Source organism: Acetatifactor muris, assembly GCF_024623325.1.
Classification (GTDB): domain Bacteria; phylum Bacillota; class Clostridia; order Lachnospirales; family Lachnospiraceae; genus Acetatifactor; species Acetatifactor muris.
In genome coordinates, this window is sequence record NZ_JANJZD010000059.1 from 1 (window position 1) to 20,147 (window position 20,147).

At 47.1% G+C, this 20,147-nt stretch carries 20 protein-coding genes; 14 read left to right on the plus strand and 6 right to left on the minus strand.

All coding sequences use genetic code 11. The features are described from left to right. The first annotated feature begins 285 nt into the window (after positions 1 to 285). The 3 genes from NSB25_RS27520 to NSB25_RS27530 all read left to right on the plus strand — a co-directional run bounded on the left by NSB25_RS27520 (position 286) and on the right by NSB25_RS27530 (position 1,636). Positions 286 to 639 (plus strand): hypothetical protein, encoded by a 354-nt coding sequence (locus tag NSB25_RS27520; RefSeq protein ID WP_242982627.1) that lies wholly within the window; start codon positions 286 to 288, stop codon positions 637 to 639. Positions 640 to 852: 213 nt separating this feature from the next. Continuing rightward, a complete protein-coding gene (locus NSB25_RS27525) occupies positions 853 to 1,299 on the plus strand; it encodes a DUF5050 domain-containing protein (RefSeq protein WP_242982628.1) in 447 nt (148 codons plus the stop codon). Beyond that, a complete protein-coding gene (locus NSB25_RS27530) occupies positions 1,277 to 1,636 on the plus strand; it encodes a hypothetical protein (protein WP_242982626.1) in 360 nt (119 codons plus the stop codon). Before NSB25_RS27525 ends, NSB25_RS27530 begins: the two co-directional genes overlap by 23 nt. A gap of 32 nt (positions 1,637 to 1,668) precedes the next feature. Here NSB25_RS27530 and NSB25_RS27535 read toward each other — a convergent pair whose 3' ends face one another. Next, on the minus strand, positions 1,669 to 2,964 hold the full coding sequence (locus tag NSB25_RS27535; protein ID WP_103242462.1) for a sensor histidine kinase: 1,296 nt from the start codon (positions 2,962 to 2,964) through the stop codon (positions 1,669 to 1,671). Next, a complete protein-coding gene (locus tag NSB25_RS27540; RefSeq protein ID WP_103242461.1) occupies positions 2,954 to 3,643 on the minus strand; it encodes a response regulator transcription factor in 690 nt (229 codons plus the stop codon). Before NSB25_RS27540 ends, NSB25_RS27535 begins: the two co-directional genes overlap by 11 nt. A gap of 142 nt (positions 3,644 to 3,785) precedes the next feature. On the opposite strand from NSB25_RS27540, the gene NSB25_RS27545 reads away from it, so the two are divergent. The 11 genes from NSB25_RS27545 (at position 3,786) to NSB25_RS27595 (ending at position 16,006) form a co-directional block, all read left to right on the plus strand. Beyond that, complete coding sequence (locus tag NSB25_RS27545; RefSeq protein WP_146040206.1) at positions 3,786 to 4,409, plus strand: hypothetical protein; 624 nt, start codon at positions 3,786 to 3,788, stop codon at positions 4,407 to 4,409. Positions 4,410 to 4,425: 16 nt separating this feature from the next. Further along, positions 4,426 to 5,643 (plus strand): ABC transporter permease, encoded by a 1,218-nt coding sequence (locus NSB25_RS27550; RefSeq protein ID WP_242982625.1) that lies wholly within the window; start codon positions 4,426 to 4,428, stop codon positions 5,641 to 5,643. 3 nt (positions 5,644 to 5,646) lie between these two features. Next, positions 5,647 to 7,089, plus strand: a complete 1,443-nt coding sequence (locus NSB25_RS27555) for an ABC transporter permease (protein WP_103242458.1) — start codon at positions 5,647 to 5,649, stop codon at positions 7,087 to 7,089. Between the two features lie 187 nt (positions 7,090 to 7,276). Further along, positions 7,277 to 7,921, plus strand: a complete 645-nt coding sequence (locus tag NSB25_RS27560) for an ABC transporter ATP-binding protein (RefSeq protein WP_103242457.1) — start codon at positions 7,277 to 7,279, stop codon at positions 7,919 to 7,921. Between the two features lie 135 nt (positions 7,922 to 8,056). Beyond that, positions 8,057 to 8,902 (plus strand): hypothetical protein, encoded by an 846-nt coding sequence (locus NSB25_RS27565; protein ID WP_103242456.1) that lies wholly within the window; start codon positions 8,057 to 8,059, stop codon positions 8,900 to 8,902. 297 nt (positions 8,903 to 9,199) lie between these two features. Next, positions 9,200 to 10,018 carry an ABC transporter ATP-binding protein gene (locus NSB25_RS27570; protein WP_103242455.1) on the plus strand — a complete coding sequence of 273 codons (819 nt, stop codon included), beginning with the start codon at positions 9,200 to 9,202 and terminating at the stop codon, positions 10,016 to 10,018. Next, complete coding sequence (locus NSB25_RS27575) at positions 10,011 to 10,811, plus strand: hypothetical protein (protein WP_103242454.1); 801 nt, start codon at positions 10,011 to 10,013, stop codon at positions 10,809 to 10,811. The genes NSB25_RS27570 and NSB25_RS27575 overlap by 8 nt, the downstream gene beginning before the upstream one ends. A 292-nt stretch (positions 10,812 to 11,103) precedes the next feature. Beyond that, on the plus strand, positions 11,104 to 11,664 hold the full coding sequence (locus tag NSB25_RS27580; RefSeq protein ID WP_103242453.1) for a hypothetical protein: 561 nt from the start codon (positions 11,104 to 11,106) through the stop codon (positions 11,662 to 11,664). A 49-nt stretch (positions 11,665 to 11,713) separates the two neighbouring features. Next, positions 11,714 to 12,121: a hypothetical protein gene (locus tag NSB25_RS27585; protein ID WP_103242452.1), complete on the plus strand. Its 408-nt coding sequence runs from the start codon at positions 11,714 to 11,716 to the stop codon at positions 12,119 to 12,121. Positions 12,122 to 12,132: 11 nt separating this feature from the next. After that, a complete protein-coding gene (locus NSB25_RS27590; protein WP_146040205.1) occupies positions 12,133 to 15,243 on the plus strand; it encodes a metallopeptidase domain-containing protein in 3,111 nt (1,036 codons plus the stop codon). A gap of 85 nt (positions 15,244 to 15,328) precedes the next feature. Beyond that, entirely contained in the window at positions 15,329 to 16,006 is a 678-nt protein-coding gene (locus NSB25_RS27595) for a hypothetical protein (RefSeq protein ID WP_103242450.1), read from the plus strand. Between the two features lie 59 nt (positions 16,007 to 16,065). Here NSB25_RS27595 and NSB25_RS27600 read toward each other — a convergent pair whose 3' ends face one another. From NSB25_RS27600 to NSB25_RS27615, 4 genes are all read right to left on the minus strand, one after another. Next, entirely contained in the window at positions 16,066 to 18,039 is a 1,974-nt protein-coding gene (locus tag NSB25_RS27600; protein WP_103242449.1) for a methyl-accepting chemotaxis protein, read from the minus strand. 211 nt (positions 18,040 to 18,250) lie between these two features. Beyond that, positions 18,251 to 18,790 (minus strand): rubrerythrin, encoded by a 540-nt coding sequence (gene rbr, locus NSB25_RS27605; protein ID WP_103242448.1) that lies wholly within the window; start codon positions 18,788 to 18,790, stop codon positions 18,251 to 18,253. Positions 18,791 to 18,899: 109 nt separating this feature from the next. Continuing rightward, positions 18,900 to 19,517, minus strand: coding sequence for a flavin reductase (locus tag NSB25_RS27610; protein WP_103242447.1), 618 nt, complete (start codon positions 19,515 to 19,517; stop codon positions 18,900 to 18,902). Between the two features lie 13 nt (positions 19,518 to 19,530). Then, a complete protein-coding gene (locus tag NSB25_RS27615; RefSeq protein WP_103242446.1) occupies positions 19,531 to 19,914 on the minus strand; it encodes a Fur family transcriptional regulator in 384 nt (127 codons plus the stop codon). Positions 19,915 to 20,147: the final 233 nt, after the last annotated feature.

Sequence of the window (20,147 nt, forward strand, 5' to 3'; positions counted from 1 at the left end):
TGCAAGCTCGCTTTTCTGATCAAAACTAAAGATTTTACCCTTATGGATCTGATATAAATTAAGCCGTCAGAACACTTATCTGACGGCTTAATTGCGGTGCTTTCATACCCAAAGTTCAGAAAGAACCGGAAATTTGCGGCGGTGCTTTTTTGATTTTTTCCAGCTTCTTGACCACATTTTGACTTTCGACTTTTACAATAGAACTTAGATAATGGAACTCAGGTAATAGAACCTGCCTTTTGATTCTGTTATTGTGTCAAAGTGAAACAAGGAGAAGAAACAACCATGGGAAAACGACTATTATCACTGGTTATGATTTGTGGTTTGCTATTTACTGCCACAGCCTGCGGAAATTATAACATTAGGGACGAGGATGCACCTCCCCTGCAAAACACAGAGGAAAATCCATTCGCACAATCAGAGGAAAGTGGTTCTTTAGGGGCGCTCAGTCACGGGGAAGTGAATCCTGCCAGAGATGATGCCCACAACGTTTTACCGTATGAGTATAAGGGCGGAGAATTTACTTTGGACTATCAGTTTGTGGCAGAAGGAAAATTAAATAACATTGGCTTTCTGCTCTTTTTGGATGGAAAACCACAGGCATACAAGATAAATGATACGGGTGGGGAATATGAGTAGCAGCAGCGGCATAACATGGCGGAGATACGCTTCCTTTTGTTCTTTTCCTCGGTATTTTACTTTTGGTTACGCCTGTATTCTGCTCCGAGTATAGCTGCCAAATGGACGCTCTGATTTTGACCTCAAAGGAGGGCCGAAAAAGCGTTCTGCATAAGCTGCTTATTGTTATTGCAGGCGTCTTCCTGATGTGTGTGAGCATCTCGTTTGTTGAATATGGATTTTACAGGTTCAAATACGGTCTGCCTGATGGGGATTACCCTATCACAGCAGCATAACAAAGGTATCAGTGGTGGAGCTGATCGCTCCACCAAAAGCATTACAAAACTTGACATTCCCACAAACGGAAATATCTCATTTGATGGAGAAAATATCTTTTATAAAAACAGGCAATCAGTATTGACAAGGTACAATGTTTCAAGGGGCGAAACTACCCTGTATGAAAATATAATTGCACATGATTTCTGTATGGATGAACAGTCCATCTATTATGTGTCCAGAACAGACGGCGGCGGTGTGTATTCCTGTGACAAGGACGGGAACAACAAAAAATTGATTAGCAATATGCCTGCAATGTCTGTTACCTGTGATGCAGATAACATTTATGTATTGGCAGGAGAAAGCGGCAAGGAAATTTCAGATGAAAGTTTCATTCATTTATGATGTGGGAGCTTATCTGGAAACACTGGATATGGTGGAGAGAATGGAGGCGACAATGTTCGTTCCAGCCCATGTGGATGCAGCTGCTGATGTGAAGGAACTTGTCCGCTACAACAGGGATAAGGTACAGAGCATTGCAGAGAAGATTTTATCCATCTGCAAGGAGCCGATATGTTTTGAGAGGATTTTGCAGGAAGTGTTCAAAGGTTATGGACTTTCCATGAACTTTGAGCAGCATGTGTTGGTGGGCAGCACAGTGCGCTCCTACCTTTCGTGGCTGAAAGATACCGGGAAATTGTCAGCTGGATTTCAGGACAATATACTGCTCTGGCAGAAGTGACAAACTCATTAACCTTTGGGCAATTGGGGTTCTCATTTTAACGGAAGCGTAAGAAAAAAAGAAGCCCCGCCGCCTTCCGTATCCCTTACCCCCACATTCCCGGACAAAAAGCCTGCCAATTCTTTAGCTATGCTTAGTCCGAGACCGAAATGTGACTTATCTGTATGGGACTTATCGGCACAGTAAAAGCGGTCAAAAATGTAAGGTTTGTCCTGGGCGGAAATACCCTGTCCGTGGTCAATGACAGAAATAGTGACAGCCCTGCGTGACAGAGAGGCTTTTATCTGGATGGCCGCTTTCGTTTCGGAATGCGAAACGGCATTCTCCATAAAAATGCTTAAAATCTGAAAAAGGCATTCCCGGTCTGTGTATAGTTGGGGAAAACGGATATCCATAAAATCTGCATCCAAAGGTATTCCTTTCCGGCTGCATACCGGTTCAAAGGCTTCATAAAGCGTAATCAATAAGGTGTCAAGATTTACCATTGTTTTATAAACGGAGCGTGTCCCGGCATCTGAAGAAGCCAGAAAAAGCATATCTTTTATTAATTTGGACATATGCAGAAGTTCCGTGTCTATAACGGCTGTGGCCTTCCGGATAGGGGGAAGCTCCCTGCTTAAGCCGTTTATTTTATCATTGTTGGCAAGAATGACGGCAAGCGGCGCCTTTAATTCATGGGAAGCAGAGGCAATAAAATCCTTCTGGCTTTTCAATACCATTTCGGTTGGCTTCATGGCATATTTCAGTAAAAAATGGCTGATGGTTGTTACGCATAATAGAGAAATAAGCCATATGAGAATATAAAAAAATAACTGTTTTTTGATCAGTTCAAATGATATCTTATTCTGCTGCAGCAAATACAGATGGAACAGGGAACCGTCTTTGTCAACGATTGTAGCCGGTATTCCCCAATAGGTATCATGGGAGATACCGGAAATGGTTATAATCCCGCCTTGTGTTGTGGCGGAAGTCTGCTGTAGGACCGTGGTAGATTCCGTGTTTGTCCGCTCCGAAAATCGATCTAATAAAAGGTTTCTATCTGTTGGAAACGAGATAGCGCTTTCATAAATCACATTTCCCTGTGGATCTGTGAGCAGGGCGAAAATAGAATAGCTGCTTTCATAAGGCTGAATAACCTTCCGGGGATGATTTTTTGGATTCTCCAATTCATAAATCATCAGCGTGGCGAGCCGTCCGAAGAAAGTGCTGTTTACCCGCTGTTCATTATCTACAGAATTTATGTATAATACTCCGATAACGGCGGTTATGATCAGCATCATGGAACTGATAAAAATGATATATAGTTTTTGATATAGTTTATTCAGCATTTTTGGTCTCCAATCTGTAACCAGAGCCGTAAATCGTTTTTATTTCACAAATGCTCCCCAGTTCTTTCAGTCTCTTTCGAAGAAACGAAATATAATTATCCACGTTTCCGGGGACGATATCCGTATCGGTTCCCCAGATTTTGTAGATCAGCTGCTCTCTGGAGATGAGAGACTGGGGGCGGCTGATAAAAACGGATAATACTTCCGATTCCCTTGCGGTTAAAAGCAGGGAATTTGTACCGCATGAAAGGATATGCTCCGCTTGGTTGAAAGACAGATCGGAGAAACAGGTACATGTTTCCTGCCTGATTTCTGCCGGACGCCTGACCAGTGCCCGGATGCGGGCAAGCAGTTCCGGGATATGAAAGGGCTTTACCAGATAGTCATCCGCGCCGTTATCCAGTCCTTCTATTCTGTCATTCAGCGCAGACATCCCTGTAATAATAATGACCGGGATTGCAATTCCCTTCCGGCGCATGGCCTTAATAATGGTCATTCCGTCAATGATGGGGAGCATACGGTCAATGACTGCCAGATCATAGCAGTATTCTATATTGAGTGCATGGAGCATGGCTGTTTCCCCGTCATGGCAGCAGTCAACTACATATCCGGCTTTTTGCAGTTCATCCTGTATGGAGCTGCAGAGTTCTATATCATCTTCAAGCAGTAGTATTTTCATGAGATTAAATCCCCTTTCTTATATAGTATAGCAGAGAATTCTATAAAAATCCTATAAAAATTCACATTTAATTTGATTCCGGTTACAGGATTTTTTTAGGACTTTGCTGTTATACTGCAAAAAACAGAAAGGAGATTTCAGGATGAAAAATCAAAAAATGTGGAAAGGTTTTGTAATTGGATTGTGCCTGTCAGCTCTTACAGGATGCAGCACCGGAGCAGAGGAAAGGACAGGGAGCCGGGAGAGGCAGGGAACAGAGGACCAAAGCGTCATATTAGATGACCGGGACAGCACTGGCTCTGAAGGAGATTATACAGACCAGGCAGAGGGCAATGACCTGCCGGATGGGAATGGAACAGACGGGGCGGACGCTTCCCGGGAGAATCAGGATAATACCATACCGACTGCCGCAGATGAGAAAGTGGATGCAGAGAGTCTGTATGCAGCGGCGGCCATAACAGGAAGCGTTGTGGAATTTTCTGATGACAGTTGTACAATAAGCCCTGTCGTAACGGAAGACGGTGGAAATACCGGTGTCATTGCCGCGCCCGGGCATGAAAGCGAGGATACAAATGTAGTGGTGACATATGAGGAGGGCTGTGTGGTTCAGATTGCAACCATCTATACTTCAACCGGGGAGGCGGAATTGGAGCAGGCGAACATAGCTGACATCAAGAAACAGGCCAGTGTGATTATCTATGGAAGCTTTGAGGATACGCATCATATATCGGCAACCAAAATTATCATATGTCACAGGACAGCCTGAACAGGAGGGATTGATTTTGAAATTTTATCAGCTTGCATTCCGGTATTTGTGCCGAAAGAAGTCTAAGGCATGTATTTTGCTGTTGGTATTGCTGTTTATCAACAGCATGATCTTGAGTTCCTGCATGATTCTCCACGCCACGGAAGATTCCCGGCTTACCATGCAGGAAAAGATGGGAACCAAGGCAGTACCGGAGGTGAAGGGGAACAGTCAGATGATAACCGAAAAGGAATTGAGAGCAATTCGGGACCTGGACGGAGTAACTTTCGTCAACCGCCTGGGCAGCAGCGCCGTTTATCCGGTTGATTTTAACCCTGTTACAAACAGCGACTCCGAAGAAGAAAATAATCGGAAAGTAACGCTGCTGTCCTATGATGACCTGGAGCGGGACAGTGCCTTCAGTGAGGTAAGATACCGCCTGATGAAGGGAAAGCTGATTACGGAGGATTCTGAAAAAGGGGCTGTGATCAATTATGTTCTGGCGGATGCCAATGGTCTTGCAATCGGAGACAAGATGAAAGTGGGGACAGAAAACGGGACTGTCATCAGCGTAAAGATTATCGGTATCTTCTCTGCGGGAAGCGAGAGGAACCAGATGAATACCATGCCGGCAGTGAACCGTGTTGAAAACCAGATTTTTGTGGACAATGCATCCTATCAGGAACTGTTTGAGCATGCAGCTTACCGGAAGATAGCAGTCTATACCAAAAATCCGGAAGGGATAGAGGTTCTGGTGCGGGAATTAGAGGATATTTTAGAGGACAGAGTGAAAATCACAACTGCTGATATGTTATATCGCCAGTTGGAGGTGCCGCTGAACAGAATCGTCCGTGTGATGAAACTGTTGCTGCTGTTTACTTTGGCCGCAGGGGTAACCATCACGTCCCTGCTGCTCTGTATGTGGATGCGGGGGAGAAAAAGAGAAACAGCTGTCTTTATCAGTATGGGAACAAGAAAAAAGGGTATTTTCCTGCAGGTTTTTGTGGAAACGGCAGCGGTCTTTTGCCTGTCTGTACTGGGCGCCTGTGTCATCGGAAGCGGAATGGCAGGAATGATGGAAAAACTGCTCATGGAAGACAATACGGCAGTCCTTTTATCCGTTTCCCTGCAGGCAGGGGACCTTGCAGCCATGTTCTTTGCAGGAGGCTGTATGGCAGTGGCGGCGGTCTGTATTTCACTGCTGCCTGTTTTCAGAACAAATCCAAAAGACATTTTATCAAAAATGGAGGGCTAGGAAATGACAGGTTTTCATTTGGCATGGTGCTGCGTTATGAGAAAGCCGGTAAAAAGCGTCCTGCTGTTTGTGACGGTGTTTACCATCAGCCTGTTGCTGCTGTCCGGAATGAGCAGCGGGAAGGCAACGATTCAAATGCAGGATCACACAAGGCAGGCAATCGGGGCAGGGCTTCTGCTGGAGGAAAATGAAGCAGACAGGCACCGAAGGATTGATGTGTTAGCAGGGCAGCTTGGCCATAAGGAAGGCAGCCTGGGCGGATACCATCAGGAAAAAGTGACAATAAACGGATTTGAAAACTGGAGAACATGGACGGACAATTCTTTTGAAACGCTGTTGGTGGAGGATATTGAAACAATAGCAGGCACGGAAGGGATTGCCGACTACAATATTACAACAGTTACAACTGCCGTAAGACCGGTTGATTTTATCCGCATTGAGGATGAGGATGTGGACCAGTACAGCGATCTCGGCGGCGTGTCACTGGTTGGAAACAAAGATATGTCCATGGACTCTAATTTTCTTTCGGGCAATGCCTTTATCAAAGAGGGCAGAATGGTGAAAGAAGGGGAACAGGATGTGTGTGTCATTTCCGCAGAGCTTGCAGATCAAAATCAATTACAGATCGGCAGCAGAATCCGATTCGGCAAATGCCGTGAGAACGAGGATTCCATGACTTATGAAGCGGAAGTTGTGGGCATCTATCAGGTGAATCAGCCAATAGCCCCGTATATGTTCGGAGATACCTACCGATCTGAAAATATTATTTTTACGGATTTGGATTTCCCCGAAAAGGTGGACGGAAAAGCAGGGGACCCCTTATATGAGAAGGCATATTTCAAGATTGCGGATGTGAATGACTATGAAACCGTAAAGAAAAGGGTCACGGAGGCAGAAATCGCCTGGGAACGGTATGATCTGATTGACAATAACGGAAATATGAATACCCTGTCCGCCAATTTTAACGAAATGGAGAAGTACAGCAGAGTTTTCGTCTGGGTTATTTCGGGGGCAGGCCTGGTTATCCTGTTTCTGATTTTTCAGTTCTGGATGAAAAGCCGGAATCGGGAAATTGGAATTATGCTGTCAATGGGGACTTCAAAGAGGCAGATTTTACAACAGATGATGACAGAAGCGCTTATGATTGGGGCGGCGGCTGTGGTGCTTTCCTTTCTGGCGGCGCCGGGCGTGTCAGGTCTGACAGCGGATTATCTGGCGGAACAGCAGATCCGGAGCGGGGAAGAACAGGAGTTACTGGATGAGGGAAAAGTGGCATTTTCCTACGAGAAATCAGGGCAGGATGTGTTGGGGGTGCAGGCGGAAATTACCTCCGGGATGGTAATGCAGGATGCTGCGGGAATTGCCCTGCTGATTACAATATCCGTCTGTGTATCGGGAATCGCCATCCTGAAAAGGAATCCCAGGGATATCCTGCAGGATTTATGAAAAGGTATTAATGGGCTGTTGCATGAAAGGTTATAGACTCCAGTACACCAATGTATTAATTCCTGAGTAAGCAGCGAGTGGTGATTGCCAAAGGATTAGCAGAATTTTTTAATGAGGCAGCTTCTGGAAAATTGGTAGCGTCAGGAAGTCTATAAAAAAACCGAACTGGGAAATGGAGGAAAGCTGAATGATATTAGAAGCAAAAAATGTAGAATATGCGTATAAGTCCCAAAAGGACAGAAAAGTTTTAAACAATATTACTGTCCGGTTTGAAGAAAAAAAGTTTTATACCATCATTGGAGCCAGCGGGGCCGGAAAAACAACGCTTTTGTCCTTGCTGGCAGGGCTTGACAGTCCAACCCGAGGGGCTGTTCTCTATGAAGGGGAAGATATCCTTATGAAAGGACTGAATGCTCACAGAAGGAACCATGTATCTCTGGTTTTTCAGGAATATAATCTGATTGATTATCTGACTGCGGAGGAAAATGTAAAATTGGGAGGAACAGACCGGCCCGAAGAACTGCTTTCAAAAGTGAATCTTCCGAAGGAGGCATGGAAACGAAATGTAATGAAACTGTCCGGCGGGCAGCAGCAGCGGGTAGCGATTGCAAGAGCGCTGGCAAGCAAAGCAAAGGTTTTACTGGCGGACGAACCTACGGGAAATCTGGATGAACAGACCGCAGAAGGGATCGTTGCTCTGTTAAAGCGGACTGCCCATGAACTGGGGAAATGTGTAATTGTGGTTACGCATAGTAAATATCTGGCCAATGAAGCAGATGAGATTGTGCAGATCAGGAATGGAAGGATTGAACCTGGAAAGTTGGAGATTTAGGTAATATGTTTACACGGTAAGTATCCTTTATGTGCCCTGTCTGATTTGGATATGATATCGCTGTACCTTTCTGCCCTATGAATAAATCGAATGGATCCGTGGTAAAATAAGTATTATTTTTCATGGAGAAAGCATATGCATCATTCTTTTTATGGCTGGTATTTTAAATGTCAGTCCGATACACAGACTTTGGCGGTAATACCGGCCATTCACAACACAGGGAATAAACGCACCTGCTCTATTCAGGTCATCACGGACAATGATGCCTGGACAGTTATGTTCCCGGCGGACGTCTTTCAACGGACAAAACGGAATATTTTTATTGGAGAAAACCGATTCGGTGAAAAAGGCATACATCTGGCAATGCACACACCGCAGGTAACTGTGAGTGGAAGATTGGATTTTGGGATGCTTTTTCCGTTAAAATATGATATTATGGGACCGTTTACGCTGGTGCCATTTATGGAATGCCGCCATGGCGTGTGGAGTATGCGTCATCCGGTCAAAGGGAATGTGTGCATCAATGGGCAGAAATATTTTTTTCGGAATGCCTGGGGGTATTGGGAAGGGGACCGGGGCCGTTCATTCCCCAAGGAGTATATCTGGACGCAGTGCTTCTTTCCCGAGGGGTCTTTGATGCTGTCAGTGGCGGATATTCCCATGGCGGGTATCCATTTTACCGGTATTATAGGTGCTGTATTATGGCGGGGAAAAGAGTATAGGCTGGCTACTTATCTGGGAGCAAAAGTCGTCAAAATTCAAAACAATATAGTCCGGGTGATACAGGGCAGTCTGGAATTGGAAGCCCGTCTGCTGGAAACATCGGGACGCCCCCTTAAGGCTCCGTTGAATGGAAATATGGTAAGGACGATTCATGAAAGTGCGTCATGCCGGGCTTTCTATCGGTTTCGTAAAGGGGGCGCTACCTTGTTTGCCTTTGAAACAGACAGGGCTTCTTTTGAGTTTGAATATTTTTCCTGACTGTACGAGATAGAATATCCTGCAATTTTAGAGATTTCTTCACTGTCAATCGCTTCTTCTTTTCGCTGTAAATGATTTTCCACATAATCGATAATTATCTGTAATTTTTCATTCGCTTATTGATATTTCATCAGTTCTTTGCATTGGGGGCTTGAAAATTTAATTTAAACAGGTATATTTAGTTTGGAACTTTTATGAGTACCCTTTCGAATAAAAGTTTCTCTCATTACAGGTGTGTCGAAGCGACTTTACCCTTTAGTGCTGTCGCGCAGCGATTTAAATTAGGGAGGAATATTTATGGGCGTCATTAAAATCGAAAATCTTGTACGTGACTATGGGGGAGGAAAAGGAATATTTGGTATATCTTTCCAGGTGAAGCAAGGGGAAGCCTTTGGATTTTTGGGGCCGAATGGTGCAGGTAAGACAACAACCATACGCCATTTGATGGGATTTCTAAAACCAAAATCAGGAAAATGTACCATTGACGGTCTGGACTGCTGGAGCGAAAGGGATAAGGTGCAGGCAAGGCTTGGGTATATTCCCGGTGAAATCAGCTTTTTTGATGATATGTCAGGCACGGATTTTTTGAGATTCACCGCAGAATATCGTAAAATCGGCACACAGAGCCGCATGGAGGAATTGCTGGAACGTTTTGAATTAGACCCCAAAAGCAAGATTAAGAAAATGAGTAAAGGTATGAAACAGAAGCTTGGAATCGTCGCCGCATTTATGCACGACCCGGATATTCTGATTCTTGACGAACCAACCAGCGGACTTGACCCGCTGATGCAAAGCAGGTTTGTTAATCTGGTTGCTGAAGAAAAAGAACGTGGAAAAACGGTTTTGATGTCAAGTCATATGTTTGAGGAGGTGGAACGGACCTGCGACCGCATCGGCATTATACGGAAAGGCAGGATGATTGCTGTTGATTCTGCCGCAGCATTGCGTGAGCGTCATACCCGCAGTTACATGGTAACTCTTGAAGACGAAGCTGCCGCGAAAGCATTTGCCGCAGATTTCGGCGGTGTATGCAACGGGGAGAAAGTCACTGTTACAACAAAGCAGAGCCTGGAAGAAATCTTTATGAGTTATTACGGAGGTGACAGCAATGAGTAATATGGCATTATATAAACGTGAAGTAAAAGGAAGCTTTAAGTTGCTTATCATTTTTTGTGCGGTTATTACCATGTATGTTTCTGTTATCATCAATATGTATGACCCTCAAATGATGAAAATGTTGGACAGTTTTACGGAAGCCATGTCGGAATTGATGGCATCTGTGGGTATGAAAGCGAATTCTGCAGATCTTCTGGGATTTATGGTATCTTACCTTTATGGATTTATACTGCTGATTTTTCCCATGCTGTTCTGCATATTACGCGGGAATGGTCTGATTGCAAAATACGTGGATAAGGGTTCCATGGTTTCGCTGGTTGCCGCACCTGTAAAACGTCGTACGATAGCATTTACCCAGGTGAAGGTACTTGTGAGCGGGATTCTGCTGTTGGTTTTTTACAGTACAATTGTGGAATTAATCTGCGCTGAAAGTGGTTTTCCGGGAGAACTGGACATTACAGCATTGCTTGTATTGAATGGCGGATTACTGTGCCTGCATTTGTTTATTGGAAGCATCTGCTTTCTCTCATCCTGTATTTTTTCTGATACGAAATACAGTGTTGCATTTGGCGCGGGTATCCCGGCATTTATGTATGTGTTACAGATGCTTGCAAATGTTGGCGGAAAGGCGGAAAATGCAAAGTATTTCACGTTTTTCACTCTTTTTAACCCTGATGGCATGATTGCTGGTGAAAGCGGTGCAATCGCTGGCATATTTGTGCTTTTGGCAGGTTCTGTCATGCTGTATGTGCTGGGGATTATGACATTTGAGAGAAAAGATTTACACATTTAAGGTGTGATTATAGTCACACAGTAAGGGAAAAAACTGCTTGGAATTTCACAGGATTTATTGTATACTCAATCCAGGTAAGTAATGATAGAAACTGTTCATAAAACAATCTTTACATTTAGCTTGTTTTGGTTCACACATGCTGCGCTGTTATCAGCAGCAGCCCGCTACGGTTTTCGCCGCCTTGTCTGTGCGAATGGATTCTGAGATAAAATGCAAAGTTTTTTATGAACAGTTTTTTGTGTGCAGGAAACCGCCGGAAGGATGAAGAAAAGTACAGGAGGAAGTTTTATTTATGAAAAAAGCAGTGTGTGCAGCAGTGGCTGCGGTGTTGGCAGTCAGCATGCTTACAGCCTGTGTCGGAGGTGGGAATGGAAATGAACTGTCTGTGGAAGAGCCGGATATGTCGACTACACAGACGCAGCCGGAAGAAGTGACATCACCGAAGCAGATGGAGTCAGAAACGCAACTGAGAAACGGCCTTGCAGCCACGGGAAATGCGCCGGAAGAGAAGCTTGCTTTTTATGAGGAGCTGCTGGCCAGGGACCTCTGCAATGAGGAAGATTATCTGGAGATGGCACAGCTATATGCCGATTCCGGAGATGCCGTGGCGCAGCGTCGTATGCTCTGGTGGGCCTTTCGATTGTATCCTGATGAAAAATATGTGCATCTGCTGCAGGATCTGGCAGTTCGGTACACTTCGGAAGAGGATGCGGCAGCCGCGTTGGTCACAGCGCTGCAGCAGGCACTGACACAGAAGGACGGGGGGGGCACTGCGCTCGGTTACAGAGGGGGAGGACTGGCGGGAAACTTTCCAGGAGGCTCCGGAGATATTTGCCACCCGCACCTGTTATGAGAGTGAGAATCTGAAGGCCCAGATTGAGAGTGACGGGTATGAGACAGAGGTGTATCTTCTTGCCGCTGACGGAACCTGTCTGTACGGACGCATCAATGATGCGGGGAGTCTGATTGCCTCCGCAGTATTCTCGGAGGGCGCTTACAACGGTGACGCGGAAGTCTGCTGGTATGACAGGGAGGGTACCCTTTATAAGAGATATCAGGCGGTTCTGGACAAGGATATCTGTGTGAATTCCCTTTCCGTGGAGTATGAAGGTGTAACCTATGCGGGTACTCTGGGAGAGGACGGTTCCATTATGGAAGAGCAGCAGGAGAAGGTGACGCAGGCCGGAGGCGTGGTATATGCGTATGAAGTTGGAGGCAGACGATATCTTTATCAGGAAGGTGCTTCCAGAGACACTTTTCGCATGGACTGTGAGACGCTGGGGCTGCCCCGGCTTGAGATATGGGAATAAGGGGGTGCACTGTGAAGAAGAGAGGACAATTGTACAGGAGATGTTGCAGCATGCTCCTTGCCCTATTGCTGGTTATCGGCCTGGCAATTACCGGAGATGCGCCGGCGGAGGCAGCGGGAACTGTGAAGGAGATGGCCAACCTGGTCATTCTTGTGAAGATGCGGGGAGAAACGGGAAATACGCTGGCTGTTAAGTGGGAAACCATTAAGAATATGTACAGCGGAAGAAAATCATGGACCGACAGTAACAAGGAAAATTCTTTTTCCGATTACATATCTGTAATTACCTGCGGTAAGGTAAAGGTTACGAATCTTTTTCCCCAGATAGACAATCGTATGGATGAAAGTCAGAGTGTTCAGGTCTTTGAATTATCACGAACAGGGTATGATACGGGAGATGCCATAGTAGAAGAGGTGATCAGAGGAATTCAGAAAGCTCAGCCAGGAGATCCCTTATATGTGGGCAAGCAGTCTCTGGATCTGGACAGAGACAATGTGATTGACAATCTGACGATTATAGTAGAGGGAAATGTTGTCGTCAATAATACAGAGAGCTCGTTCAAAGCCAACTATGGCAACAGCTCTTCGGGGAGCGATAAGATCAATGGACTTTCCGTCAGCAACTACAATGCTTTGACCTCCAGCATGCTGTTTGACAAGAGCGTGAACATTCATGAGTTCCTGCATTCGCTGGGACTGCCGGATCTGTATCGCCTGAACGTCAGCAGCGGGACGGAAGTAGCTACAGGTCCGGTGGGCATATGGGATATAATGGCCTCTGCGGGCGGACAGACACCACAATATGTACTGGGATATCTCAGAAAGAAAATGGGATGGCTGGAGGGAGGCAGTGTGGCAGAGATTACTGCCGGCGGCACATACAGGTTAACGGCTGTCAGTCAGCCGGACACTGCCGGCGGGGTCCGACTTTATACCATCCAGACGCCTCTGCCCCAGGGAGATTCTCAAACCATCTGTCTGGAATATCGCAAGTCGATGCCTATGGGCGAATATGATCATCTGGTGGATGAGGGGCTGCTGATGTACCGGGTGGACGACAGTGTACCTGACCATACCAACATCGCCGGAGGGAATTATATCTATGTATATCGTCCCGGCGTCTCAGCTCCTGACGACTGCACAGTGAGTACAGTGGGAGCCGCTTTGAATGGTACTGCCGGAGAGACGGCCTATGGCAGTACAGATCTGTCAGCCCCTGTTTCCCAGAACACCCTCCATTATTCTGACGGCAGCAACAGCGGGATTCGCATCAGCAATCTGGAGCGTTCTGCTGATAAGAATAGTATCACGTTTCAGGTGGAGTTTGCGGATTACGGCGACAGCTGGCAGGCGCTGGGAGGTACGGCGGCACGGGATGTGCTGTCAGATACCCAACTGTATTCCGACCCGGCAGGAAATTTATATTTGAGTTATGTGAATACATCGGGTCAGGCATGTGTGGTCAGATGGGATGAGTCTGCCGGTGCCTGGCAGCGATTGGGAAGCACGCTGTCCGCCTGCGTGAATTCTGTCACTGCATTGGCTTCCTGCGGCGGCAGTCTGTATCTGGCATACCTGGACGGTGCCGGTTATCCTGTATACAGTGTCTGGAATGGCAGCAGCTGGAGTGTACCCGTTCGGATTGATACGATATCCTATCCGAATTCGCTGCAGCTTGTGGTGGAGGGAAACGAGATTTATGCGGCATATCAGCGACCACAGGGGGGACGGAAGCAGCTTGTGATACGGAATCTGAACGGGACAATCGTGACAGATGACCGCAACGCCATAGATTTCTGCAATCCCACTGTGGTAAAGCGGGGTGACCTGTTCTATGTGGCATATGCGGATTTTGGAGGCGGAAATGCGAAGATAGACACCTACAATCCTGCAACGGGAGTCTGGACCACAGTATATGATTACGGCGCAGATGGCAATACTCTGAATCTGCTGCACTGCACAAATACGAAGATTTATGGGCTCTCGGGCACATCGGGGATTTCTCCGCATCTGACCATCTGGGATGGTTCTGCATGGAAGAAGGTGGCGGTTCCCCAGATGTCGAACTATTTCAGAGCTTCTCTGGTGACGGCGGGCGAGATTGTGTATCTGGCCTATCTGGACACATCTGCGAATCAGGCAGGGATGTTGCGCCTTGCAGGAGACAGTTTTGTATCCTGTTATGAAGGATTAAACGGACAGGCAGATGAGTTTCAGGCAGCTGCAGTGGGAGATAAGGTATATGTTGCCACCAGGACAGGCAATTCAGTCATAGTGCGTCGCCAGACGGTGGAATATGTTCCGGAGCCCACGCCCCCGCCGGTGGAGCCCACGCCCCCGCCGGTGGATCCTACGCCGCCCCCGTTGCCTTCGCGCACTGTAAGTCTGACGCCGCCTGCCGGTTACGCCAATCCGGATGTCTATATTGACGGCATTCGATATACGGCGACGAAAAACGGCGGCAGCTACACGCTGCAGCTTCCGGATAAGACTGGTAAGACAGCGGTTATGTACTATTATAATGAGCGTAACATACCCAAAGGAATGTATGTGTGGCGGTTGAACTGGCAGGGCGATATCTGTACGGCAACACCAATGTCGGAACTGCAGGATCTGCTGAGCTACCATGGGTTCTCCATCCGGGTCCAGGGATATTCAGGTCTGCGCTTTAAATCCGGTATTGATACAGGAAAACGCGCCTGGCTTTTAGGCAGCGGCGTGGATGGATATCGTCTCACGGAGTATGGCACACTGCTTATCAGCGGTTCTTATCTGCAGAAGTATCCTTTCATCAAGGGAGGCGAGAAGGTAGGAGGGGGACGCTCTTACTGGACAGAGAACGGCGTTGTGAATGACCGTATCTTTGAGACGGTAGACGGGCGGTATCGCTTTGCGTCTGTGGTTACCAAGCTGCCTGCGAAGCAGTATGCCGCAGAGCTTGCATTCCGCAGCTATGCGGTACTGCAGAGAGATGACGGAGACCAGCTGATCATTTACGGACCACCGGTAGCCCGCAGTATTTACACTGTGGCGAAACAGATTCTGGCCGCCGGAGAGTTCAGGCCGGGCAGCAGCGGCTATAATTATGTAAAAAGTATTGTGGATACTGTGGAAGGAAGATAAGCATCTGTTCTGTAGACAGTGACGGATCAGCTGAGAAGAGGAATATTAAATCGATACCCGTTGATGCGGGCAGGGAGGGATATGGATGAAAGGTATAATAATCATTAAAATTCTGGCAGGAATCGTTTTATTTTCCGCGGGGGTTGCGGTAGGTGTGCCGGTATGCAGGATGTATGATAACGCGCATGCGGAGCCGGAACCCGCCGGGGGTTCTGCAGTTTCGGGGGAGGCGATGGAAGGAAATTCTGATGAAAGAGAGGACAGCAGTACTGTGGACGCTGATTTGCAGCTGCGTGTACGCGACGGCGAACTGGAATGGTATGACGGAGTGCGCTGGAACAGTGCCGGAACCGTGTCTGAGCTGATAGCGGCAGATCCTGTCATGCAGCCGTCAGAGGCGTGGCAGACACTGGCAGCACAGCTTGCGGATGCCCGGGCCGGAGAATATGCGGCACAGCTGCAGACATTGGACCGGGAGAGCAGCGGGCTTACTGTGGATGAAATTGCAGCAGTGAGACCGCAAAATACTTCTTCTGGTGTAAATCGTCCCGTGACACCCGCTGTGACACAGACGCCGGCACCGCCGACAGCTCCTGTAAATTCCGAACCTGAGTATAATGACAATGACGACCATGATGATAATGATGATCACAATGATGCACCTGCACCGGCACCGGACCCTGTGCCTGCACCGGAGCCGGATCCCGTGCCCGATGATACCGGTGACGGTGAGAATATAGAATGGAGCGGTGATTACGAGTAAGTGAAAAATCGCTGCCACACCAATATTGGAGAGGTGTGGCAGCGATTTATATTGCAGAATTACTCAGAGGCAAGGGTAAACTGATTTACCAGCTGCTTTAAACCGGCGGCTTCCGCAGAGAGCTGCTCGCTGGCTGCCGCGCCTTCCTCGGCCGTTGCGCTGTTAGTCTGTACCACTATGGATATCTGGTTGATTCCTTCGGAAACCTGCCACACTGCATCTGACTGTTCAGTGGATACCGCGGCGATAGTGTCAATAGAATCTACCACGGACTGGATACTGTTCACAACCTCCAGCAGAATACCTGCCGTGTGATTGGCGATCTGGGAGCCTTCATGTACCGCTTCGGTAGAGCGCTCGATGAGTGCTGAAGTGTTCTGTGCAGCTTCTGCGGATTTGCCTGCCAGACTGCGTACTTCCTCTGCCACAACGGCGAAGCCTTTGCCTGCGCTGCCGGCCCGGGCTGCTTCCACAGCGGCATTCAGAGCCAGTATATTGGTCTGGAATGCAATATCCTCTATGGTCTTGAGAATCTTCTCAATTTCATTGGAACTGTTCTGAATTTTATCCATGGCTTCCATAAGATTCTGCATCTGCTGGTTGCAGAGGGAGACTTCCTCCCCGGTTCGGTGCGTCTGATTGCGGACTGTCTTCGCGCCCTCGGCCGTATCCTTAGCCTGCCCGGAAATCTCGTTGATTCGCGCTGCCAGCTCCTGTACGGAACCGGCCTGTTCGGTTGTACCCTGGCTGAGTGTCTGAGCACTTGCGGACAACTGGTTACTTGCGGAGGATACCTGATCCGCGGAACGGTTCACCTGTCGCATGATTTCGCTGAGCTGCAGCTTCATATGACGCATGGAAAGCAGGATGTTCCGAAAGCTTCCCACATACACTTCTTCATGACTGGTATGTACGTCCAGATTCTGACTTGCCAGCTGGTTCAGAAGATAACTGATATCGTGTATAATAGTGCTCAATCCCTCTACCAGAGAAGCTGTGGATTCCGCCAGCATACCTGTTTCGTCACGACTGCTGATCTTCGGCATCGGGGTGTCCAGATCTCCTTCCACAAGCAGCTGCATCCGCTTCGCACAGGCTTTCATAGGCCTGCTGATGTGTCCGGCCAATAACAGGGCGACTATGATGGAAATGAGAACCGATATAATCATTACAACAATGTTAATTGCCATTCCGGTATAGGTAGTAGACAGATAGTTCAGCTGAGGAGCAGTGACTGCGATACTCCAGCCGTCCGTGTCTTTTACAGGAGCATAAGCCATGAACATGTTCCCGTCAATGCTTTTATAGCTGCCGAATCCATTTTCCCCACGGCGCATGGCTTCATGGATTGCCGCCAGATCCTTCAGGGAGGAATCATTCTGCGCTTCGGATTCAATGTTCTGGACAGTAATGGTATCAAGGGTAATATCAGCGATGGTATCACCGGATTTGTTAATCATATAAGCTCTGCTGTTTTCCCCAATCTGTATGGAAGAAACAATATCATTCAGAAAGGTTTCGTGAGGAACAAAGTATACCACACCTGTAATGGAAGAGCCGTAAATCCCGTCGGCATAAAGCGGTGCGGCAACCATAATAGACAGCTCCCCGGTGATTTTGCTGATCAGCGGTTCCGATACATAGACATTGCCTTCCATAGCCTGCTTCACATATTCGCGGTCGGAATAATCCTTTCCGTCGAAAATGCTGATACCGTCTGTGCCGATGATATTTCCGCGCTGAAAATTATGCATAATACAGCGCTCATCAATGATGACCTTTTTTTCATCCGGGGATAAGTTCGGATCAGATAAGTCTGGAATACATCCCGTGTCCATGGCTACATTTTTGTAAGCGGTCAGTTCCTGTTCCACGCGTTCCGCAGCCAGAACTGCAGTTTCGCTCATCATGTGGTCCACAGTGGAAATGATACTGTGGTAATTGGGAATAATACCGGATAATCCTGCTGCGACCAGCGCTGTCACAACGGTTACTATGAGACATAAGGTTATTTTCGTTCGAATGCTTTTCATTTTCTGGTACCCCTCCAACTTGTAAAAATAGTATGGTCTATGTATTTAACCATTCATATTATATGGGAAATACCGTGTGTTTGTCAATTGTTTCCATGTCTTTTGACAGGATAAAAAAGAGCCGTCGGGAAATATTTAACAGGTCTTCATCAACATCTGACAGAGACAAAATTTCATATTTCCCGACAGCTTATATAGAACAGAGCTTCAATTAATAGTTGTCTGCACTCACTTCAAAGTAGGCCTGAGGGTGTGCGCAGACGGGACAGACTTCCGGAGCTTTGGTGCCCACCACCACATGACCGCAGTTGCGGCACTCCCACACCTTCACTTCACTCCTGGCGAATACCTCCGCCATTTCCACGTTCCTGAGCAGCGCGCGATACCGCTCTTCATGATGCTTTTCAATTGCGGCTACCATGCGGAATTTCGCCGCCAGTTCGGGAAATCCTTCTTCCTCAGCGGTTTTGGCAAAGCCGTCATACATATCTGTCCACTCGAAATTTTCACCGTCTGCAGCTGCATTCAGATTGGCGGCGGTATCGCCGATGCCGTTTAATTCTTTGAACCACATTTTTGCATGCTCTTTCTCATTGTCCGCGGTCTTGAGAAACAGGGCAGCTATCTGCTCAAAGCCTTCTTTTTTGGCTGCAGAGGCAAAATAAGTATACTTGTTTCTGGCCTGGGATTCTCCGGCAAATGCTGCCTGGAGATTTTTCTCGGTTTGTGTTCCTGCGTATTTTCCGCTCATAGTTTTGTTCTCCTTAAATGAAATTTTATTTATCTGAATAATCCAGGCAGCTCACTGGCCTCTCCGGTCTGTCTGAACTGTCGTGGTTTTCAGGCTGTATCACTGATTTCTACACAGTTACCTTCTCGAAGTCGGAAGCGGGGTGCTTGCACAGCGGACAGATGTAATCTGCGGGAAGCTCTTCACCCTCGTATATATGTCCGCATACCGTACAGCGCCAGACTGTCTTGCCGGTGGTGGCGGGCTGTTGGGGCTTTGGCTTGATAGAGGACTGATAATAAGCATATGTTGTGGAGGGAGCATCCGACAGTACTTCCATATCATCCACGGAAGCGATAAACAGAGTATGGCTTCCCAGGTCAACGGTCTGTTCCACTGTGGCGCTGATGTAGCCGTTGGTCCCCGCGGTCACATAATAAATGCCGTTGGCGCTGCGTCTGCAGTCCGTAAAACCGGCAAATTTATCCACGGTACGTCCGGACTGAAAGCCGAAATGACGGAACAGCTCGAAATCAGCATTTTCGCTTAAAACGGAAATATTGAACCTGCCGCTTTTCTGTACCAGTTCCTGTGTGAAATTTGTCTTGTTTACTGCAATACTGATTCTGTTGGGTTCGGAAGTGACCTGTCCGGCTGTGTTGATGATACAGCCGCTGTCTTTTCCCTCAAAAGAGGAAGTTAAGACGAACAGGCCATAGGTCAGTTTGTACATTGTCTTGTTGTCCATAATTTTGTTCTCCTTATTTTAAGTTCTGCTGCTCACTGCTTTTTTGTCGGCAGGCGGGGCAGAGGTAGAAAACTTTCAGATCATAGTAAAGAAACTCTTCTCCCAGAGACTGATGCAGGGATGAGGTCAGATCATCAAAGGTAATGTCCGCAATCTTTCCGCAGCATTTGCAGACCAGGTGATCATGGCGTTTTACCCGGTCATAATGATCCGGCATCCCGTCTATGGAGACTCTGCGGATTAATCCGGCATCCCAGAGTCGGTTGATATTGTTATAAATGGTTGCAAGCACCACGCCGGGATACTTTTGCCGGACCTGCCCGTATATCTGTTCTGCTGTCAGATGCTCTGCCGAGCTGTTGATAATGTCATATATTTCCTTTTCATATTTTGTCATATGCCGTAAACCTCAATATGAAGTCTATGTATTTAGAATGATTTTAAAATATTTAAAATTATTCTAATCTATCTGGAAATATTTGTCAAGATAAATATGGGACTTGACACGACAAACGCATGAATGTTTACTCCCACTCAAATCCTAAATTGCGGATTTTTAAATTTTCATCAGTTCTTCGATAAACTGTGCCGGTGCAAAGCTTATGTTAAACCGCTTCCTTCTTAGTGACA

Bases quoted from the DNA above. Each gene is read 5' to 3' on its own strand.
- NSB25_RS27520 (WP_242982627.1), top strand. From the start codon at position 286: ATGGGAAAACGACTATTATCACTGGTTATGATTTGTGGTTTGCTATTT.
- NSB25_RS27525 (WP_242982628.1), top strand. From the start codon at position 853: ATGGATTTTACAGGTTCAAATACGGTCTGCCTGATGGGGATTACCCTA.
- NSB25_RS27530 (WP_242982626.1), top strand. From the start codon at position 1,277: ATGAAAGTTTCATTCATTTATGATGTGGGAGCTTATCTGGAAACACTG.
- NSB25_RS27535 (WP_103242462.1), bottom strand. From the start codon at position 2,964: ATGCTGAATAAACTATATCAAAAACTATATATCATTTTTATCAGTTCC.
- NSB25_RS27540 (WP_103242461.1), bottom strand. From the start codon at position 3,643: ATGAAAATACTACTGCTTGAAGATGATATAGAACTCTGCAGCTCCATA.
- NSB25_RS27545 (WP_146040206.1), top strand. From the start codon at position 3,786: ATGAAAAATCAAAAAATGTGGAAAGGTTTTGTAATTGGATTGTGCCTG.
- NSB25_RS27555 (WP_103242458.1), top strand. From the start codon at position 5,647: ATGACAGGTTTTCATTTGGCATGGTGCTGCGTTATGAGAAAGCCGGTA.
- NSB25_RS27560 (WP_103242457.1), top strand. From the start codon at position 7,277: ATGATATTAGAAGCAAAAAATGTAGAATATGCGTATAAGTCCCAAAAG.
- NSB25_RS27565 (WP_103242456.1), top strand. From the start codon at position 8,057: ATGCATCATTCTTTTTATGGCTGGTATTTTAAATGTCAGTCCGATACA.
- NSB25_RS27570 (WP_103242455.1), top strand. From the start codon at position 9,200: ATGGGCGTCATTAAAATCGAAAATCTTGTACGTGACTATGGGGGAGGA.
- NSB25_RS27575 (WP_103242454.1), top strand. From the start codon at position 10,011: ATGAGTAATATGGCATTATATAAACGTGAAGTAAAAGGAAGCTTTAAG.
- NSB25_RS27580 (WP_103242453.1), top strand. From the start codon at position 11,104: ATGAAAAAAGCAGTGTGTGCAGCAGTGGCTGCGGTGTTGGCAGTCAGC.
- NSB25_RS27595 (WP_103242450.1), top strand. From the start codon at position 15,329: ATGAAAGGTATAATAATCATTAAAATTCTGGCAGGAATCGTTTTATTT.
- NSB25_RS27600 (WP_103242449.1), bottom strand. From the start codon at position 18,039: ATGAAAAGCATTCGAACGAAAATAACCTTATGTCTCATAGTAACCGTT.
- rbr (WP_103242448.1), bottom strand. From the start codon at position 18,790: ATGAGCGGAAAATACGCAGGAACACAAACCGAGAAAAATCTCCAGGCA.
- NSB25_RS27610 (WP_103242447.1), bottom strand. From the start codon at position 19,517: ATGGACAACAAGACAATGTACAAACTGACCTATGGCCTGTTCGTCTTA.
- NSB25_RS27615 (WP_103242446.1), bottom strand. From the start codon at position 19,914: ATGACAAAATATGAAAAGGAAATATATGACATTATCAACAGCTCGGCA.